Annotated in this window: 14 protein-coding genes and 3 pseudogenes; 1 reads left to right on the top strand and 16 read right to left on the bottom strand. The window is 37.1% G+C overall.

Features of this window, described 5'->3' with window-relative positions; genetic code table 11:
- Positions 1-51: 51 nt before the first annotated feature.
- The 4 genes and pseudogenes from JCM17102_RS11310 to JCM17102_RS29685 form a co-directional block, all read right to left on the bottom strand.
- Positions 52-1,317 (bottom strand): site-specific integrase, encoded by a 1,266-nt coding sequence (locus tag JCM17102_RS11310; RefSeq protein WP_025075192.1) that lies wholly within the window; start codon positions 1,315-1,317, stop codon positions 52-54.
- Positions 1,318-1,678: 361 nt separating this feature from the next.
- Complete coding sequence (locus JCM17102_RS11305) at positions 1,679-3,772, bottom strand: discoidin domain-containing protein (protein WP_025075191.1); 2,094 nt, start codon at positions 3,770-3,772, stop codon at positions 1,679-1,681.
- A 116-nt stretch (positions 3,773-3,888) separates the two neighbouring features.
- A complete protein-coding gene (locus JCM17102_RS11300; protein ID WP_025075190.1) occupies positions 3,889-7,032 on the bottom strand; it encodes a glycosyl hydrolase in 3,144 nt (1,047 codons plus the stop codon).
- A gap of 63 nt (positions 7,033-7,095) precedes the next feature.
- Positions 7,096-7,341: pseudogene (locus tag JCM17102_RS29685) on the bottom strand (DUF2961 domain-containing protein); the annotation flags it as partial.
- 575 nt (positions 7,342-7,916) lie between these two features.
- Between JCM17102_RS29685 and JCM17102_RS11285 the strand changes: the two are divergent.
- Entirely contained in the window at positions 7,917-9,548 is a 1,632-nt protein-coding gene (locus JCM17102_RS11285; protein ID WP_025075189.1) for an alpha-galactosidase D, read from the top strand.
- A gap of 158 nt (positions 9,549-9,706) precedes the next feature.
- Here JCM17102_RS11285 and JCM17102_RS31665 read toward each other — a convergent pair whose 3' ends face one another.
- From JCM17102_RS31665 to JCM17102_RS31660, 12 genes and pseudogenes are all read right to left on the bottom strand, one after another.
- Entirely contained in the window at positions 9,707-9,940 is a 234-nt protein-coding gene (locus JCM17102_RS31665) for a hypothetical protein (protein ID WP_275564390.1), read from the bottom strand.
- 20 nt (positions 9,941-9,960) lie between these two features.
- Positions 9,961-10,509, bottom strand: coding sequence for a hypothetical protein (locus JCM17102_RS27315; RefSeq protein ID WP_275564389.1), 549 nt, complete (start codon positions 10,507-10,509; stop codon positions 9,961-9,963).
- A gap of 5 nt (positions 10,510-10,514) precedes the next feature.
- Positions 10,515-10,892 carry a GntR family transcriptional regulator gene (locus JCM17102_RS11275; protein ID WP_025075188.1) on the bottom strand — a complete coding sequence of 126 codons (378 nt, stop codon included), beginning with the start codon at positions 10,890-10,892 and terminating at the stop codon, positions 10,515-10,517.
- A gap of 13 nt (positions 10,893-10,905) precedes the next feature.
- A pseudogene (locus tag JCM17102_RS27310) lies at positions 10,906-11,755 on the bottom strand (hypothetical protein).
- Between the two features lie 7 nt (positions 11,756-11,762).
- Positions 11,763-12,608, bottom strand: coding sequence for an ABC transporter ATP-binding protein (locus JCM17102_RS11265; protein WP_025075187.1), 846 nt, complete (start codon positions 12,606-12,608; stop codon positions 11,763-11,765).
- Positions 12,609-12,780: 172 nt separating this feature from the next.
- A pseudogene (locus JCM17102_RS27305) lies at positions 12,781-14,213 on the bottom strand (tetratricopeptide repeat protein).
- Positions 14,214-14,227: 14 nt separating this feature from the next.
- A complete protein-coding gene (locus JCM17102_RS11255) occupies positions 14,228-15,178 on the bottom strand; it encodes a PstS family phosphate ABC transporter substrate-binding protein (protein WP_033886767.1) in 951 nt (316 codons plus the stop codon).
- Position 15,179: 1 nt separating this feature from the next.
- Positions 15,180-15,992, bottom strand: coding sequence for an energy transducer TonB (locus JCM17102_RS11250; RefSeq protein ID WP_025075185.1), 813 nt, complete (start codon positions 15,990-15,992; stop codon positions 15,180-15,182).
- Positions 15,993-16,021: 29 nt separating this feature from the next.
- On the bottom strand, positions 16,022-16,672 hold the full coding sequence (locus JCM17102_RS11245; protein ID WP_025075184.1) for an ExbD/TolR family protein: 651 nt from the start codon (positions 16,670-16,672) through the stop codon (positions 16,022-16,024).
- Between the two features lie 15 nt (positions 16,673-16,687).
- The gene (locus tag JCM17102_RS11240; protein WP_025075183.1) at positions 16,688-17,293 is read right to left on the bottom strand and encodes an ExbD/TolR family protein; all 606 of its coding nucleotides are present in this window, start codon (positions 17,291-17,293) and stop codon (positions 16,688-16,690) included.
- A 28-nt stretch (positions 17,294-17,321) separates the two neighbouring features.
- Entirely contained in the window at positions 17,322-18,119 is a 798-nt protein-coding gene (locus JCM17102_RS11235) for a MotA/TolQ/ExbB proton channel family protein (RefSeq protein ID WP_025075182.1), read from the bottom strand.
- 154 nt (positions 18,120-18,273) lie between these two features.
- A complete protein-coding gene (locus tag JCM17102_RS31660) occupies positions 18,274-18,717 on the bottom strand; it encodes a DUF8440 family protein (protein WP_025075181.1) in 444 nt (147 codons plus the stop codon).
- Positions 18,718-18,973 lie beyond the last annotated feature (256 nt).

Genomic DNA, 18,973 nt, shown 5'->3' with positions numbered 1-18,973 from the left:
GCAATTACTTTACTATTCGTAATTTCGTGAAATAATTCTCTTTAACTGCTATCATACAACTTTTAACAAGTTACCATTCTTTTGCCAGTGCATCATTAACATTTTAGCATGTTCCTCTTTAGTCACTTTAATATATTTAAGGAAACTGCTCTCTGTCTTATGTCCAGTGATCTGCATAATACTAATGCTTGGAAAACCGGACTTATATAAGTTTGTAGCAAAACTTCTCCGGGCTGTATGTGATGAAACAAGCTGCCATTTTTCATAGATCGTTGTTTGTTTCTGACCTCCCTTAGTAATTGATTTTATTACATGCTCCGTTAGCCCAGCTTCCCGGCAAACATCTTTCAAATTATCATTGAACTTTTGATTGCTGATATTCCCTGGAAGATTACCGTTATATTTCTCCCAAATACGAAGGAACACCGGATGCAAGGGGATTGTAACAAATTCATTAGTTTTCTGTTGTTGAATGGTAATCATACCGTCTTTTATATTCTCTTCTCGAATACGAGTAAAGTCAGAAAAGCGTAATCCAGTCCAACATCCAACCAAGAATAGATCTCGTGTCCGTTCCAATCGGGCAGAAGATGAGAAGTCAAAACGAGCGATTGTGTCAAGTTCTTTCTCGCTTAATGCGATCGCTTGACTTTCTTCTGACACATTTTTGAATAGCTGGTATTTTGTGTTATTAGTTAGTTCCTGTTCATTTGCGGCTTTCATCACAGCTTTAAGGCTTACTGTTTTATGCCAAATTGTATTAGTGCTTAAACCTAATTCTTGCAGAAAAGCAACAAAATCATTAAAAAAAGTCTGAGTAATACTTCGAAACTCCAATCTTACTTTTCGCTTCTTCTCATACTCTTGAATATAGTAGTAAGTTCGTGCGTATTCTCGTTTCGTTTTATAGTCGATAGTTTGCCCACCTCTTCTCGGGCTTACTCTTGTATCACACAATCGAATAAACTCTGCAAAGAAGGAATGAAAATCATGTGCAGCAGCAACTTTCTTCCCGAAACAGGTATCAAGAAAACTCCTAAGACTTTCTTTTGTAATTGGCTCACTTTTTGCCGTTGATTCTGCTATAAATGAATTCACTTTTGCATCTATTGTTGTAATAGCTGCATTTATTTCATCTTTGTTTATGCAGTACTTTGAATTTTTTACACGCTCCTTCTTTTCATCCCAAAACAAAGGTTCTATTTTCAAGGGAGTAGCGTACATTAATTTCTCATTCCTACCAAAACGAGAAGTAATGTATATGGTCTGCTCATTATCAGCACCCATATCACGAATAATAAATTTCACATTTGCCATATACTTGCTTTTAAATCCAAAACAAAGGTATGTAATTAGCGGAACAATTCCTATCACTGTTCCGTTTTTGTTCCGCAAAATCTTTATTTTATTTAGTTTATCTTTGTCTCTCTTTTCTTCATCCACAAATATAATTAGCTGTATATCAAAGACATTATATTCATAATAGCAAAACAAAGAAAAGAGCAAAAAACATAGGTGCAAGTCGCCTCATTCCGACAAAAGGAGCGGCAAATGGATTTATTCATTTACCGCTTCTTTAATTTTTCACTATTCCTGATTAAGAAAATTGGTATCATACTCAAATTTCGGAGACTGACTATAAATGAATTTAAGTATGATCCACAATTAGGAGATTATATTAATTCCCCAAAATACTTCCGTATATCTCCACATCACCTATACGAGCGATTCCATCTTCACCTGCATCTTGTATTTGCAGGCGAACATATGTTCCTTGTACCGGAGTAATATCGACATCGGTCACAGACGCAGTATTATTCTTCTGTGAATCTACACGTGTCCATTTCTTACCATCCCGGCTAACTTCCATTGTGAAAGACCGGGTATTCAATTGTTTCATCATTCCGGCATTCCCGGCATGACGTACTACATAACGGTTGATTAAATATTCATCCTTAAAATCAAACTGAATCCATGCCTCATTTCCTTTTTCCTTGGAAATCCACATATGCCCCTCGCATGGAGTTCCGTCCGCAGCAGTCTTCACCTTTGTAGTGGCATTACTGGAAGTAATTTTCATTTTCGGGGAAAGAGTCAGATTGAAAGGCAGATAATTGGCCTGACTATGGAGATTGAAGAAATGATCGCCACGACAAATCACAATATTACCTGGAGATAATTCTTCTAGACGTTTCTTTAATGCTACAATATTATCCGGTCCCATCTTCCATGACTCACCTTGAGCTGACAAGAATATAGGTTTTGAACCATCAAATCCGGCTATCGTATCTTTCCAGAAAGAATAGATAACATCCACTCCACTTGCATAGCAAGGCAAATTGGGGATGAAAGCTAACCTGTGGTCTTGAATATAAGTTGGAACTTTGTAAGGATGGAATTCCCAATCTTGCTGAGTTAAACCATATAAATAACGACAATTGTGAGCGTAGGCAGCCATTTGTTCTTGATTCACTTCATCCCAGATAGTAATCACACGCAGTCCGCTTTTTTCTAAATATTGTTGTGTCAGTTTGGCATAAGGGATAAAATTTGTTCCTGATGTTGCATTCCATAAATAATTGTGTGCATCATAGATTAATGAATATCCCATTCCAGATGGACCTGATGCAAAGAAGTCATTGGGTGTAGCCGTACTATAATAATGATTAAGCAGTCCCGGACCGAAATCCACCAATCCCGGGCTAATAGTCCAGTTGATTGGAATACTGCCTCTTCCTGCCTTATCCCATAATTCAGACATTGCATGTTGACAATATTGCACATTGTCACCGTCGCTTAGATAGATTGCCAGATAAATCTTATTTTCCAATTCCGGCATCTTTGGGACTTCCGGATATTTTATCAGTTGCTGCATTCCGGCGTATACAGTAGCATTCTCATAGAAATCTGATGGAATAGTTGAAAGTCCATATTCTGCTGCCAGTCCTATTCCGGAGCGCTCCTCAGCATACCAGCCGGTAATAATGCTTTCACCCGGTTTCATTGTTTTCAGGAATTTGCGTAATACAGTGTTTTCTCCCCAAATACGTGGGTCCAACCAGACTATAGCAGTTCCCGCAGCTATCGCCATGTCACGTACAAATCCGCGTTGAGGTGGAAGGCTGACTAATAAACGGTGAGTACATTTATTCCAGTAATTCTGAAACATATATTCGTAGATTTCAGTAGATTTAGTATATGGTAACTTTGTAAAATCTTCCAGAACAGGTAACAGAATTCCTTGTTGTTTTAAACGATCGTATAATTGGAGAGACACAGGAATCGCTTCTTCCAATCCTGCAACTGTAGAGGCTAGGTTCAGATAATGATCACTCTTCGTGCGATCATATAAAATGACTCCTCTCAGTTCATCTTTATACTTCTCTACTAATTTCAGATATTCTGTAGGTTCGAATTCACGAATGGTTAAATTCAACAGACGAGGCCATTTCTCTTTACCTTCACCACTATGATCGAACAAAAAAATACGTGGCCGTTTTTTATTGACTATTCCTTGAAGGGAAAGAATCATTGTTTTTTCTTCCGGTTGTAATTTAGCCTTTTTCAAATCAAATCCATCCAGCTGAAATACGGGAGTTGCAAAATGAGGAAGCATTTGACCATTCGGCCAGAAAATCCCACTTTCTACGGTTTGTCGCGGACTAACAGGGATATATTGGTTAGCCCCTTGTTGAGCATATAATCCGGAGATTGATAAAGCTACAGAACCGACAAATATAAATAGAGATTTTAACAATCTTTTATTTTCCATAATAAGAGTTTTGTTTGAAACACGTTCACAAGAAGTGAATCAAAAGTATTCGTGATTCTTTGAAGTCATCTTTACTTTTGATACACTCTATTTCATTCAAGTTTTATTTTTAAAGCTTATTTTATCATCAGATAATCGTAAGCTTCTATTTGTACAGGTCCAAATAATCCGGAAGATTGCAAAGGAGAATTTGCATTCCACGGATTCACCGCAGTCCAGGTAGGACGAGATTCCTCCGGTAACTGTTGATCGCCAATCAAACGATTCTGCCAATTGTTCACAACTTCAATTTTCAGAGTATTCTTTCCAGTACGTAAATAGCCAGTTATATTAAGTTGATATGGATTCGTCCATACACCGCCGGCATATTGATCATTCACATATACCTTAGCCATCACCATTACCTTACCTAAATCAATATAAAACTGTTTTTTCGGTAATTTCTCTAGGTTGAATGTATTCGTATAAACAGCTGTACCTGAATAATATTTAATACGAACATCTTCCGAATCCTTCCAATCTATCAGAGTAGAGAAAGTAACAGCCTCTTCCGGTCCTCTAGCATTCTTATCAAAGGCAACTGTCCATGGAGAATCTACTTTTACTACAACTTCTGATTGCGGATAATTACTTCCCGACTGTTTTGCTTCCGAGTTCTTACGGAAAACAATAAAGGAACTCTCAAAAGGTTTCAATTGCAAAGGTACCGTAGTCAAACCGTTCTTATCAGAATATTCCGGTAAGAGACGCATATCCTGAGTCAGCGGGTTCCACAATTCTGGTACTTTAGAAGAAATTCTAAAAGTAGCGTCAAAGGATATGGCTTTATCACTCTGATTAGAGATAAAATAGAAATCTCCGTCCGATGTTGTACGATGAATAAACAGAACTGGAGCATCATTACTGACACTACAATCCGGAGATAAAGACAACGCTGCAAAAACCTTATCCAGTGATTCATTGGATGAGAATACACGTCCTTTTCCATAAACTAGTCCAGAGCCTTGCCCGTTCCATAAATCTGAGGCCATCGCTTTCACTTTCCGGTCAGCTTTAGGATATCCAGCCAAACTTGGAGAATATTCTGGTGCTGTTCCTACTATTACAAGTCCGCTTTTCACCAGTTCTCTTACTTTTTTCAGCACTTCCAGTCTCATTGTATTCTGTCTGGGCAATACAAGTACGCGATATTGCATACCACTCTGTAATGTCAATTTTCCATCTTTTACAGAAGCCTCGCTCAGAAGTATTTCAGCGTTTATATAGTCGAAAGAATATCCTTTAGGTAAAGCCGGGTCGCAAACTCCTGTCATTTTAGGAGCATCTTCACCGATAAAGTAAGCAGCATCAGCAACATATTGTCCCTGTTGCAACATAAAGTTACAACGTTTCAGATAACCGGTAAATACATCCATCTGCCCGAACCACGTATTATTGCGGTTAAATTCACAACCAAACCAGGCACTCATACCGGGCAAACGATCGCTTGAAGGTTGATGAATATATACGTGCAATAAAGTACTGTTAATCCCTTCCGTAAAGAAACGATCCCCACGCTGTTTCATCAAATATGGATAACGATGAAAATTCGGCCCGCCTGCCGTAAATGATTCTGCCCATACTTTCTTTTTCCCATAAATATGAGCACAAGAAGAGGCTGCGCGGTTCTCAATATCCCCTAATGAACCTTCACACCAGAATTCACCACCGACCTCATCCGACTGTCCACCGTATTGTAGAAATTCGCCGGGAAATCCCCAATGACCATAATTCTCCAACCAAGTTGTCAAACCATGCTTATGACTCACTTCACGCAGACCACCTACATAATTGTAGGCTACCCGATCAGCGACCAAACGACGTAGATCCCATAAGAAACGATCCGACTGATCGGGGCTACCAACAATCATCCCCTTCAAAACGGGAAGATAAACCACCGGATCATATCCGTATTTCTTTTTAAAGCTAGCAATCATATCGTCTGTCCAGTTCTGTCCTCCGGTCTCATAACTATCTTGCACTACTACTTTAAAAGTCCTCCGATCCCGTGCCGGAATGCGGCGTAATATTTCTCCAATATAAGCATCAAAGTGAGTTGCTACATGTTTTTTGCTCATTTTGTCCACTTCTAATCCCGTACCTTCCGGACTGGCAGGACTATTAGTTACTCTCGTAGAACGCATTCCTGTCCGCATAATTACCCATTCTCCTTCCGGCACTGCCCAATTAAGTTTTCCATCTTTAAAAGAGGACGTTATATCCACCACTTTATCCGCCTTAATCAAGTAATCCTTATCGGTAAGCCCTGGCATTCTATCCCACATATAATCGTGCCAGAGAGGCAGAGGAGTCTGGAACATTTTAGCCAACATCTTTTCCGGATAACGTTCCAACATCGGTTGTGAAGAAAGCGCAATATCCAGTTCCGCATTCCCCCCAGCATGAATGACAAGACGGAAGTCCTGTCCTTTTACTTCCGGCAAAGAGATTACAATAGGCGGATAAGGAATAAATCCGACATTCAGAGCAGCATTGCTTCTATCAATATGAATCTTTTTAAGGATACGATAATCATTCCCTTCTTTAATATATAAATCAGCATCGGCCTTTATAGGTGTATTTACTTGAAGAGAAAAGCTACGGACCGTAGTTTCCTGAGGGAGTTTCATCTCTACCACTTCTTCTTTCCCTTCTTGCTTCTTCACCTTCCAGTTACCACTCACCACATCACCTGTAGGTGCTGGGAAAGCTATGACTTTAACGTCTTCTGCATCCTCTGCAATAACGGGTAAATCCGTCTGTAACACTTGGGGACCTTTTACTCTCAATTCGGATGAGGTAAGATAACGCATACTTTCGTTCGGTTTGATCCACGGTCCACCAGACTGGCTCCATCCCGGACTATTGAAAATACCAATCTCAATATCCAGTTCTGTTGCCTTTTTCAAAGCAGCATGAACAATTTCCCACCATCCTTCTGTTAGAATCTTATGTTTTCCGGCTGCAATATCACCCAAACCGATATTACCGATATAAGCACGACTGATACCTGCCGCCTTCATAGCTTCCAAATCCTTAATAACCCCTTCTTTAGAGATATTGTCGGAGATCCAATACCAATAAACAGCTATTCTTACATCATTCGGAACCTGCCGAAAACCGGATTCTATTTTCTCAAAAGGTATAAACTTGTCTTTCTGTTCTGCACGTACAACAGAAAAAAAGACACTTAACAAAAAACATAAGATGACTGTCCTCATAATCTAAAAGTGTTTTAATAATATCGTTTATGTTATCTAGTTGCCAAAGATAACAAATATCAATCAAGGAGTCAGTATTTCCAAGTCATCTTTTTTCGGTAAAACCAGAAATTTAGTATGAGGTTCCGCCTGATACCAAAACACAGTAGAAGAAATATCCAATTGTTGTGCATTGTATCTACCATCATGTCTCCATCCTAAATCCTGGATAGTCACCTTCAGTTCTTTCTCAAAACAGATAAGATTGACAATATGCCAGCGATAGAGTCCGAATGTTTGAATTGCATTATACTGTCCGTCCGATCTGATCGCTTAGTGCACACCTGTAAAGCATAAAAAGTTCTCAACATATTATAGTTTATTTATTCTCAAAATTACAAGAAAAGAAGACAGAACCTTTTCACCTTTCAGTAACATTATTTTCCATTGACCATTTATAATCTGGTCATAATCTTTAAAGTCATCACCAACAAATCGATTAGACCAAAGATACATTATGTTATGTTCAATTAATTTTCCGTTTATTCAAAGAGTATTTTCACGACTCATGTTTACTACTAAGTAGTATCTTCATCAGTTTTAAATCCAAGCAAATTCATCCTTTTACAATCAATATGAATACACAGATGTCAAAATCAAGTATATTAATAAGCAACAGAACAATTGAAAAAATCTATTTATTATTACATCAAAATATTAGTTTAACATTAAAAAAACAAACTTAGAAATCATTTCATAAGAAAAAGTAAAAACATAATTTTGTACTTTTGCTGTATATTCTACAAAAAATGACAGTTCTTTTCTAATTTATTTGCAGGAAAATAGAATCATTTATATCTTTGGTAACTCAATTTATTTATTCATCATTAATCTTTATTTACACAATGAAAAACAAATTCTACGTCTTAGCTGCTACTTTTTCTTTGTTATGTGCAAGTTGCGCAGAGACTCAAGTAAATCACTCTAATAGTGGTAAATCTGTTACACCACCTCTAATGGGATGGAGTTCATGGAATGCCTTTCGCGTAGATATCAGCGAAGATATTATCAAAAATCAGGCTGATCTTATGGTAGAAAAAGGTTTGAAAGATGCCGGTTATCTCAACGTAAATATCGACGACGGCTTCTTCAACGAACGGGATAGTAATGGAAACATGCAAGCCAACACAACTCGTTTCCCTAATGGTATGAAACCCGTAGTAGACCATATACACAGTCTGGGTATGAAAGCTGGCATTTATACTGACGCAGGAAATAACACCTGCGGTTCTATGGCCGACAAAGACCATGCAGGAGTAGGAGCCGGTATCTATGGACATGAAGAACAAGACGCTCAATTATATTTCGGCGACTGGGGATTTGATTTCATCAAAATAGACTATTGTGGTGGAAGCTTTCTAGGACTAGATGAAGAAGAAAGATATACTTCTATCCGAAAAAGTATTGATAAAGTAAACAAGGATGTTTCCGTTAATATTTGCCGATGGGCATTTCCGGGAACATGGGCAGAAAAAATAGCAAATTCATGGCGCATTAGTGGGGATATCAATGCTCATTGGAACTCATTAAAATACGTGGTAGGCAAAAACCTATATCTGTCTGCTTATGCCCGTAATGGACATTATAACGATATGGACATGATGGTAATCGGATTTCGGGATAGCTGCAAAGTAGGAGGAGAAGGACTTACTCCGACTGAAGAAGAAGTTCATTTTGGTTTATGGTGTATCATGAGCTCACCTTTATTAATAGGTTGTAATTTGGCAACAATGCCAGAATCTTCTCTACAATTAGTGACAAATAAAGAATTAATTGCATTGAACCAAGATCCATTAGGACGTCAAGCTTATGTAGTGCAACACGAGAATGAAGGATACGTACTGGTTAAAGACATTGAACAACAACGTGGCAATGTCCGTGCTGTTGCTCTTTACAATCCATCGGATACAATCTGTACTTTCTCTGTTCCATTTTCTACATTGGAATTCGGTGGAAATGTAAAAGTACGTGACCTGGTAAAACACAATGATCTAGGTACTTTCTCCGGCACCTTTGAACAAACACTTCCTGCCCATAGTGGTATGTTCCTACGCATGGAAGGAGAAACACGTCTAGAACCAACACTATACGAAGCAGAATGGGCTTACTTGCCTCTTTACAATGATCTAGGTAAAAACTCCAAAGGTATTGTATATTCCTACGACGGACAGGCTTCTGGTAAGATGAAAGTCGGATTTATTGGTGGACAACCGGAAAACTATGCAGAATGGTCCGAAGTATACAGTGAAAAAGGAGGACGTTATAATATGACTATCAACTATTCATTTGGAAAAGGTCGCCAATTGGATCTGACAGTTAATGATATAACTACAAGAATCAATTCATTAGCTAATGATGATAATCATCATCAAATCACAGTACCAGTGGAATTAAAACCTGGTTATAATGTAATCCGTATGTGTAATAGTTATAACTGGGCACCGGATATTGACAACTTCACTTTAACTAAAGAATAAAAGCTTAGCTGAAAGTTACACTAAAAACGATATAAAATGCGAATCTCTTCAATATCACAGATTTCGTGGTTCTGTGTTGATATTGTAAGATTCGCATTTTGATATTATAAGTTAATCTTAATAAGGGAATTAATAATTTCTCTCTTTTTCAGATACCATCATTCCATTGTAATACAAGACCTTTCATGAAGCGTAACATGCAACTTTGCATCTTCTTTTGTAGGAGTCCAAAACATACGTTTACATTCTCCTTTTTCTAATTGTACCTCAGCATTATACCCTGTTAAGTATTCCGTATCAATATGACATGTTTTTGGATCCACGCTCCACCCATCAATATGGTCGAGATATAGATATAAATCACGAATATTCCCACTTTGAAGGTTCAGCAAATGAGCACATCTTAAAACATTTAAAGCCTTAAAATCACAATCCTCAATTGCAGCAGAACCTGAAACACCAATAGAAAGAGTATCCTGCGATAGATTTTTGAGTACCAGTTTCTGATTTCTGATATCACTGACAATAGTCTCCACGTCCGATGCAATTGCATTTGCCATTCACCAATAATCATATACACATACTTTTGTTCCTCAATTTTTTCGGAAAGCTTATCCATAGGATAATCAAAAGTAATTTTTAAAGTATCTCCTATTACCTTCATTGTCAGATAATCATTTACCTCTTTTGGGCAAGAGAATACATTCTTTTTCCCTTCTGAAGGTAACACTTCCAGACAGGAGTTCGCCATCCAAACAGCATATTCCTCTTTTTCAAGTACCGACTGGGTAAGCCATATTACCCTACATGTAGGAAATTCTTTTGTCACTTGTTCTCCCCCAAAAAGAATCTCATTGGAACCATAAGGTTTCCCTGTGAAAAACATCACAAATATTCCCCCCGCCAGTACAATAAGTCCGGCAATAAAAAGTCCTATTAATATATAAGTTGTGCGTTTCATAATCTTTACTTCAATTTACTGTTCTTTTTACAAAAATCCCCATACATATCAGTTATCTCTTGAATAGAAATATCAAGCGTCTTAATCTGCCGAAAGAAATGCTCCAAATCTTCCTTCAAGAAAGTCTCCTTTCTTAAGGAGAAAATTAGTACTTTGGCACCCATAGCTACAAAATAGCCAATACCTCGTTTATTATAAATAATATTCTGAGATTGGAGGTAATCGTACGAACGCATCACCGTATTGGCATTTACCTCCACAATAGCAGCATATTCTCTAACAGAAGGAATACGTTCCTCTTCAATATATTGGCCCAGAAGTATCTCGTCACATATTCTATCAGCAATCTGTAGATAAATAGCTTTACTTTCTTTAAAATTCATAGACTTAGGATATTTACATACGTTGAATAATTTCTGATTCTTTAAAACGGAAATATGAAAGAGTCCAATTAAACAGAGTAAAGAAAACCAGAATAGCAGAGACTATGTTAGAAATCTGATTTTCAGAAAGATATTCAAACGGAGGTCTATAGAATGTTCCCCGATTAAATAATACACTACCTAAAGACGTACCTACTAACATGTAAATTAGAACAATGACCACGACAGCAGCAAAAGTCTTAATGAATGAACTTTTAGGCCAGATAGAACTACCTAAAACAAATAATGATTGAACAAACAAATATAAAGAAAAAACAAATTTTAACTGATACATTTCTCTAAAAACATGAAAGTCTCGATCTTCTCCAACCAAATCACACAGATTTACAGGAAACATAGCTTTTGCTAAATCCGGATAAATCAATGAAAGAACTAGTAGTCGTGTATAATCAGCCAGTTTAAAAGCAATGAGAAAAACGATCAAAAACACAATAGTAGATATCAACCACCTAGAAAAAAAAATTCTCAAAAGGTGTTGCCGGAGTCATTAATGTAGAAAGTCGTCCCGTTTTATTCTTCATCTTTTCCATCGTAAATGAGGCACTCAAACACCCAAAACCAAATAAAAAGAAGAAAAAAGATGGCAGCACAAACCTCCAGACCGAATCATAATCAGTATAGCGGTTTATAAAATATTCCGAATCAACATGTCTATATTCAAAATATCCATTCCATAAGAAGGCAATAGTTATCACTCCGAAAATCAAAATCATACGAAGCACATTTGATCTCCAGTTCTCTACCACTTCTTTACGACAGAGATTCACAAAACGAGGTAAACTGAAAAAAGTATCTTTTATCATTTTGTCATTAGTTTTGAGAGTTAAACAATTGAGACAGTTTTTCAGGAGATGAAAGAATCGCATTAAAAAGAAGTTCCAGATTTATATCCGATTCTTCCTCATGCTCATTAACAAGCATCAGACTATTTCCTTGTATGGAAGGAGCTGCAAACAATGCATTCTTTGCCAACTCACGATCTTCACTTTCAGTGAACAACAACTTTTCAGTTATTCTTGTCGTAGATTCATTCAGCAACACCTGACTCTTATCCATAACTACCACATGGTCTAATGACTTATCAATATCCCGGACTTGATGAGTAGAAATCACAATTGTTTTATCTTCTGACATTCCTGAAGCAATAAATTTACGAAACTGGCTCTTACTAGGAATATCCAATCCATTCGTCGGTTCATCCATCAGCAATAAAGAAGTATTAGTAGCTAAAGCAAAACTCATAAACACTTTTTTCTTTTGTCCCATAGAAAGTGCCCCCAAATTAATATCCATCTCCATTTCAAAATAATGAAGGTATTTCATCATATCTTCTTTACTGAATCGTGGGTAAAACAAACTATTCAATCTCACATAACTCATTAATGGTACAGAAGGCAGATCAAATTCCTCCGGCACTAGAAACATATCCCGTAAAGTAACAGGCAAACGACGACGCACATCTGTATCATGAAACATTACTCTCCCTCCTTTCGGAGTTAAAAGACCAGACATTAAATAAAGAAGTGTAGACTTCCCGGCACCATTCTTACCCAACAATCCATACACTCTCCCCTTCTCCAAAGAAAGAGAGAAATCATGCAATACAGAATGCTTAGATTTTCGATAAGAAAACGAAAGATTCTCAACTGTAATCATAGCTCTTAAATTAAAAAATTATATATCCCTTAGTGTATTAGTTCAATAGTACACTGCAAAAGTAGATAATCTTTTGAATATTCCAATAGAAAAGAGAAAAAATAATAAAAAAAGGAGGAGCTAAGAATCACTCTCCACTCCTCCTGTCACGACAAACAACTAAAATTATTCACTATTTGATGCCGTCCAACGCTCTTTTAGCAGTAGCATTAGCAGGGTCTATAGCCAGAATTTTGCTCCAGTATTCCTTAGATTCAAGTAGATTATTAACTACCAGATAATAATATCCAAGGTAACTGTAACATTCAACCAACGCAGAATTGTACCGTGAATCATTCTTGCCTTCCAACATAGAAGCAACTACCTCATAGAAAGGTTTCGCCAATCCCTGAGTTGTTTCAGGATCTAATGCAGAATTGGTACGAGCTCTCCAAAAATTACCTAAATAACTATCCGGAGCTGTTTCGGCAATGGTTTTAAAGACAGAGTCTGCCAATTCCAAAGCCTGCTTACGCTCTTCTACTGTGATTGCTGATGAATCAGCTTGCGTACCTGAACCATAATAAAGTCGCCCCATCTGAAATTGCAAATCAGGAGTTTGCTGTTCCTTCTCAAGTGACGAATAATACTTTTGGTAAGCACTGATTGCTTTTTTATATTCATTCTGCTCTTCATAAGCAGAAGATATATTTTTATACAAATCAGTTTTTGTTGAATCTAGTGCAACCGCTTTCTCATATTGCTCTGCAGCTTCACCGTATTTCTTTAAAGCTTCCAACAAATGACCATAATACATATAATCCAGATAAGAATAGTCTGCCTTATCACATTCATTAAAGAAGATATCAGCAGCTTTAATTGCTTCATCAAAACGTTTCAAGTCTGTGTAATTATACATTGCCAAACGATTGAACGCAACATGGCGTGAATTTGTCTTTAACCCCATGTTAGCCACTTCAAGAGATTTCTGAAAATCATGCTTCATGAAAAGTGCAAACGCGTATTTCGCCAAATCTTCTTCTGTTGCTGTTGGTTCCATCGCAAAATACGAATAAGCATCGGCAGCTTTTACAAAATCATTTTTAAAATAATAAATTTCAGCTAGTTTTTTATCTACATTCGTGTTGGACGGTTCTAAGATCTTTAATTGCTCCAGCTTCTCAATCGCAAGGCTTGCATTGGCTGATTTATAAATATCCGCATACTTCAAATAAGCATCTACACAATGCGAATCGAAATAAATGGCTTCTTCATATTTTTGGGAAGCCAAACCAGCATTTTTCTGTTTTATTGCAATGTCTCCTTCCAATAGAGAAGCAAGAGCTGATTTGCCATTCGCTTTTCTAGCAAGAACAGCATATTCTCCTGCTTCTGCAGGTTTTCCTGCTTGTAAATAGCTTCTCCAATTGCTACCAAAAGATCAACATTTTTTTTATTTTTTCCTTTTATCAGTTGTTCAGCTTCTTCCATTGCTTGAGTCGGATTCTTCTGAATAGTTTCTTTCAATTCTGCAACACCCGCCTGCCATTCAGCATCTGATGATTGCGCATAGAGCGATCCAATTGCTATAAACGCTCCAGCTAAAAACATTTGTACTCGTTTCATGATAGTCTCAAATTTTAGTTATTACTTGTCTTCACATTAACAATACGCGTTGGCTGCGTAGCCGGAAGAAGTCCCGATTTAAGAATAATTCGCTGTCCTTTATCGAAAGTCATAAAAGAAGCAAAACCCCAAGGCAACCCTCCACGGGGATCATTTAGCAAAGCATAAATAGGTCGTGCCAACGGATAGTTACCATAATACAGATATGCCTGGAAAGGTTTATAACTGTTGGCAACAGTTGCCACATCTTCTGCACTTACTGCCATGACTCTGATTTCTTCTATAAAAGATAGATTAGTTGTATCTTTACGGTTACCCAACCAGTCTACTCCAATTACTCCTATCGCATCAGGTGTCTTAGCTACATAATTTATAACCTGCAGGTTCGTTTCCAACGCACTGACATTGTCCGTTGCCAATGGATTTCCATCACAGATAGAATCCATTGCAAAACGTACTGTACTCGAATTTCTATTATCGAACACGACTTGAATCTCTTTCAAACGAGAATCCGGATAAATTTCTTTCCAGTTTTTCACTTCCCCTGTCAAAATACGACGGAAATCGCGCACACTCAACAAAGAGTCCGGATTCGAACGATTAACTATCAATGCCAGACCATCTGTAGCCAACTTTATCTCTTTTGGGAAAAACTTACGGCTATGAAATGATTCCATTTCTTCCTTAGTCAATGTCCGAGTCACAATAGCTAATCGGACACTGTCTTTCAGAAGTAAATTTATCGCTTCCACTTCCGTAGTATAACGAGGAACAATTCCGGCCAAAGGACAAAGACTTTCAAATACATCAATCTCTTCCTGTATTATAGGTTCGAAACTTGCATCCGCCGCAATAGCTATCACACCTGACGAATAAGTATCCGCCGATCCGCTTTTGGAACCGCAAGCACTAAATACCGTCAATAATACGATTCCTATCAGCCAAAATTGTCTCTCTATCTTCATTTTACGTCAATCTAAATAAAACCGGAACTGTAAATTTCACACGCACTGCTTTACCATTCTGTTTACCTGGAATCCATTTGGGCATACCTTGTATCACGCGAATTGCCTCTTTATCCAAATAAGGATCTACTCCACGAGCTACATGTACATCCGTAATCGAACCGTCACGTTCTACTACAAATTGTATGATAACACGACCTTGTGTACCATTTTCCTGTGCAATTGTTGGATACTTGATATTCTTACCAAGATAAGCCAAAAGCTCACCTCCCGGGAATGAGGGCATCTGTTCTACTGCTTCAAATATAGTATTATCCGGCTCGGGTTCACCTTGTACTACAATCTGTTTCAAGTCTGCAATATCCGCTCCATTGACTTCATCATTACCTTTTACATCGGCAATCGAAATAGCCACATTAGTAGAAAGCAATTCTTCTTGACTCTTAATTTCATTCGTTTCATCAATTTCTGAATCTTTTTTGATTTTAGGAGTCGTAAACTTGATAGAACTTTTCACTGCCTGAGGAGGAGGTGCTACAGGAACAACCTTTTTCACTTCATTTTGTTTCACTTCCGGTGCTTCCAATTTCGACAGTGTAGTCACTTCAGTTATTACTTCTCTTTGTTTCGGAGTTGCCCACTTAACCAGTGTAGGAATAGTGAAACCAATCACAGTTACCACTAATACAATCAGCAGGGCAATATTATGACGTTTGGTCGAATTCTCACGCATCCTAAAAGCACCATATGCTTGATTCTTACCCTCAAAAATCAGTTGACACCATTCCGAAGAAGTCAAATCTATTTTTGCCATTTTACTTTTCTTTTTTAGGTGTTACTTATTTATTCTGCTATTTTTTTTGACAATTCCCCTTTTACATCGAAGTTCTTCATCAAAAACTCATCTCCTTCTGCAATATCGGTAATTACATATTTACCAATATTACAAATTTGCATTTCATCCAGCACATCAACCAGATTCTCATAAGAAGCATCATCCGTAGCTTTGATAATAACGGTTGGCGTATCTTTTGCACTTTTTATCTCAGAAACCTTCTTCTTAAATTCATCGTCAGTAATCACAAGATCCAATTTCTGTTGTTTCAATGCTCTCACCTTGTTCACTGCAACAGCATTTTTACGCAAAAGCACATCGCGCACTCCGCTCGCAGCGTAACTAGTCTGCTTCAACGAACTATAATCTTTATAGTTGGGCTCTCCCTCATAATAGTAAAGTTTGTTATCACCTCCCAAAAGCAATGTTATTGCCTGAGAAGCTTTTACCATACTTTTCTGATCTTCTGTTATATCCTTATCATTCGACGGCATACTTATTTCCATCGTTTGAGGTATATTTAATGTGGTACAAAGCATAAAGAAGGTAATCAGCAACATATTCATATCAACCATCGGAGTAAAATCTACCCGCACAGATATTTTTTTCTGCCTGCTTTTTCCTCTCTTTCCACCACTCTCTTGTACTTCGGCACTCATAATTTTTCCTCCATTTTATTCTTCAGACGATCCTTTGAGAGTAGTAATCAGATTATACCGATTCTCTCGCAAATCCTGAAGAGAGTTCATTACATTCTTTATCACTGAGTATGGAGTCGAAGCATCTGCCTTTATAGCTATTCGCAAATCCGCGTTAGCAGCACGCGCATTACGTACCCACGACTTAAACTGATTATCAGTACTATCACAAGGAATTCCTTGGTTTTTCAAGACTTTATCCCGTTGCTCTTCTGGAAGATTCAGGTACTGTTGCATACTTCCAATAGGTACCCCGAATGTAGAAGATACAATAAATCTCTTCTCCTGCTCCGGAGTAAACTTAATATCATACTCATCACCCATACTCTCCAAAACAGCCTGCATATCTTGCTGTTTATCGAGGCTCATAAATACTTTTCCCTCCGGATCAATTAAAATCTGGAGTACATTTTTCTCCGGGATTTTAATTTCCGATACAGAAGCCGGAGTATTAACTGTTACCGGTTCCTTCTTCACAAACGCTGAAGTCAGCATAAAGAAAGTCAGAAGCAATACAGTTACGTCACTCATAGCTGTCATATCTATGAACGTACTTTTCTTTTTTATTTGCGTTCTACCCATGATTAATAATTTTAAAGGGTTCGCTAAATTAATGAGTAGCAGCAAAAGTCTGCACAATAGAGAATCCGACTTCGTCAAGTCCGTAAGTCAATTTATCAATTTTATTAGTGTAGTAGTTGTAAGAAATAACAGCCAATGCACCAGTCAAGATACCGAATGCAGTATTAACCAAGGCTTCAGAAATACCTTGTGACAATGCCAACGAGTCAGTACCACCACCTACTGCCAAAGCCGTAAATGAACGGATCATACCGATCACAGTACCAAGCAATCCCATCAATGTACCCAATGTAGTAATTGTAGCAATAATAGGAAGATTCTGTTGCATCATTGGCATTTCCAAAGCAGTTGCTTCTTCCAATTCTTTTTGAATAGCCAACAACTTTTGCTCTTTAGACAATTCTGTATTCTTTTCCATCTCTTCATACTTACGCAAAGTAGAAGTAACAACATTAGCTACTGAACCACATTGTTGATCACAGATTGACTGCGCTTTTTTAACATCACCTGCAGATAAAGCTTCTTTAATATTAGCAACGAACTTAGCTAATGAACCTTTTCCATAAGCAGAACGAAGTGCAATATAACGCTCAACACTCAATGCAATAACTGTTAGCAACAATGTTTGAATAACAGGTACAATAACGCCACCTTTGTAAATAGTACCTAAAATGTTCAGCGGATGGTTGTCGGGGTCATTATTCATAAAATTAGCCCCATTTCCTAATAGAAAATAAAAAATACACAAAGCTATTATAAAACAGCAAATGATAACAATGCCAGCATTCTTAATGCCAACAACTGGACTTTTTTTATTAGTTTCCATAATAAGTTTTTTTGTTAAGAAAATAAATTTTAGCTATTTAGAAAATTTGATATACGATTAGACACACTGCGTTATAGACCCTACGACTTCTCAACAAAAAAGTCATACAAGTTCATATAGGGATATAAAAAGTAAATATGAAAGGAATAAAAAACTAAATAAGGATACGTCTTAGAGCGAACACATAATAGTCGCTACAGATAGTAGAATAATGTGGATCCTTATCCGAATAATAAGATTTACTTTGGTCTAATACCAGTATATTTTCTCTTAACAAGAAAAACTTGTGCAAAACGTCCTTAAAAAGATCATTGGCTTGAATGATCCTACGAAGACGATTGTTATTATATATTTCAGAAACAGATTTAATTGCCATTTCTACATCAGAAATAGACAATGATTGCGATTTATCAAAACCAGATGATGTACTAGTGCTAAAAGAAGAGCAAGTTCTAATATTAGAAGATGATTCTGATAATTGACATGAAGAGCATTCTATCACAGAAATACATTTAGAGAGACTCATAGCAGCATTACTCATACTATATGGTAGCATTAGTAAAACAACAGCTAATATGAATTTCACAGAAAATCTCATTGTATTTCTCTTGTTATTAATAGAATTCTCATGTTTCAACGACAAATGTACTAATAAGACATATTCGTTTGTCGTTATTCACATCATTTAAGTGTATAAGTTTAACTCTATTATTAAAACAATCCACAATAAGTTTTGTTCTACAACTAAATGACAATTTAGTTAAAATAGCTTTATTCCCAATAAACTTATGAACTCTTCTAGGTGAAATGATAATTAATATCTTATTACTTCATAATCAGGCTTCTTTTTCTGG

This window comes from Bacteroides faecichinchillae JCM 17102 (assembly GCF_000614145.1).
Classification (GTDB): Bacteria; Bacteroidota; Bacteroidia; order Bacteroidales; family Bacteroidaceae; genus Bacteroides; species Bacteroides faecichinchillae.
Note: the sequence above shows the minus strand (reverse complement) of the source record. Positions and strands in the feature narration are given on the sequence as shown.

Coding starts and splice junctions, on each gene's coding strand:
- JCM17102_RS11235 (WP_025075182.1), bottom strand. CDS start 18,119: ATGGAAACTAATAAAAAAAGTCCAGTTGTTGGCATTAAGAATGCTGGC.
- JCM17102_RS11300 (WP_025075190.1), bottom strand. CDS start 7,032: ATGAGGACAGTCATCTTATGTTTTTTGTTAAGTGTCTTTTTTTCTGTT.
- JCM17102_RS31660 (WP_025075181.1), bottom strand. CDS start 18,717: ATGAGATTTTCTGTGAAATTCATATTAGCTGTTGTTTTACTAATGCTA.
- JCM17102_RS11305 (WP_025075191.1), bottom strand. CDS start 3,772: ATGGAAAATAAAAGATTGTTAAAATCTCTATTTATATTTGTCGGTTCT.
- JCM17102_RS11240 (WP_025075183.1), bottom strand. CDS start 17,293: ATGGGTAGAACGCAAATAAAAAAGAAAAGTACGTTCATAGATATGACA.
- JCM17102_RS11245 (WP_025075184.1), bottom strand. CDS start 16,672: ATGAGTGCCGAAGTACAAGAGAGTGGTGGAAAGAGAGGAAAAAGCAGG.
- JCM17102_RS11310 (WP_025075192.1), bottom strand. CDS start 1,317: ATGGCAAATGTGAAATTTATTATTCGTGATATGGGTGCTGATAATGAG.
- JCM17102_RS11250 (WP_025075185.1), bottom strand. CDS start 15,992: ATGGCAAAAATAGATTTGACTTCTTCGGAATGGTGTCAACTGATTTTT.
- JCM17102_RS11275 (WP_025075188.1), bottom strand. CDS start 10,892: ATGAATTTTAAAGAAAGTAAAGCTATTTATCTACAGATTGCTGATAGA.
- JCM17102_RS27315 (WP_275564389.1), bottom strand. CDS start 10,509: ATGAAACGCACAACTTATATATTAATAGGACTTTTTATTGCCGGACTT.
- JCM17102_RS11285 (WP_025075189.1), top strand. CDS start 7,917: ATGAAAAACAAATTCTACGTCTTAGCTGCTACTTTTTCTTTGTTATGT.
- JCM17102_RS11255 (WP_033886767.1), bottom strand. CDS start 15,178: ATGAAGATAGAGAGACAATTTTGGCTGATAGGAATCGTATTATTGACG.
- JCM17102_RS11265 (WP_025075187.1), bottom strand. CDS start 12,608: ATGATTACAGTTGAGAATCTTTCGTTTTCTTATCGAAAATCTAAGCAT.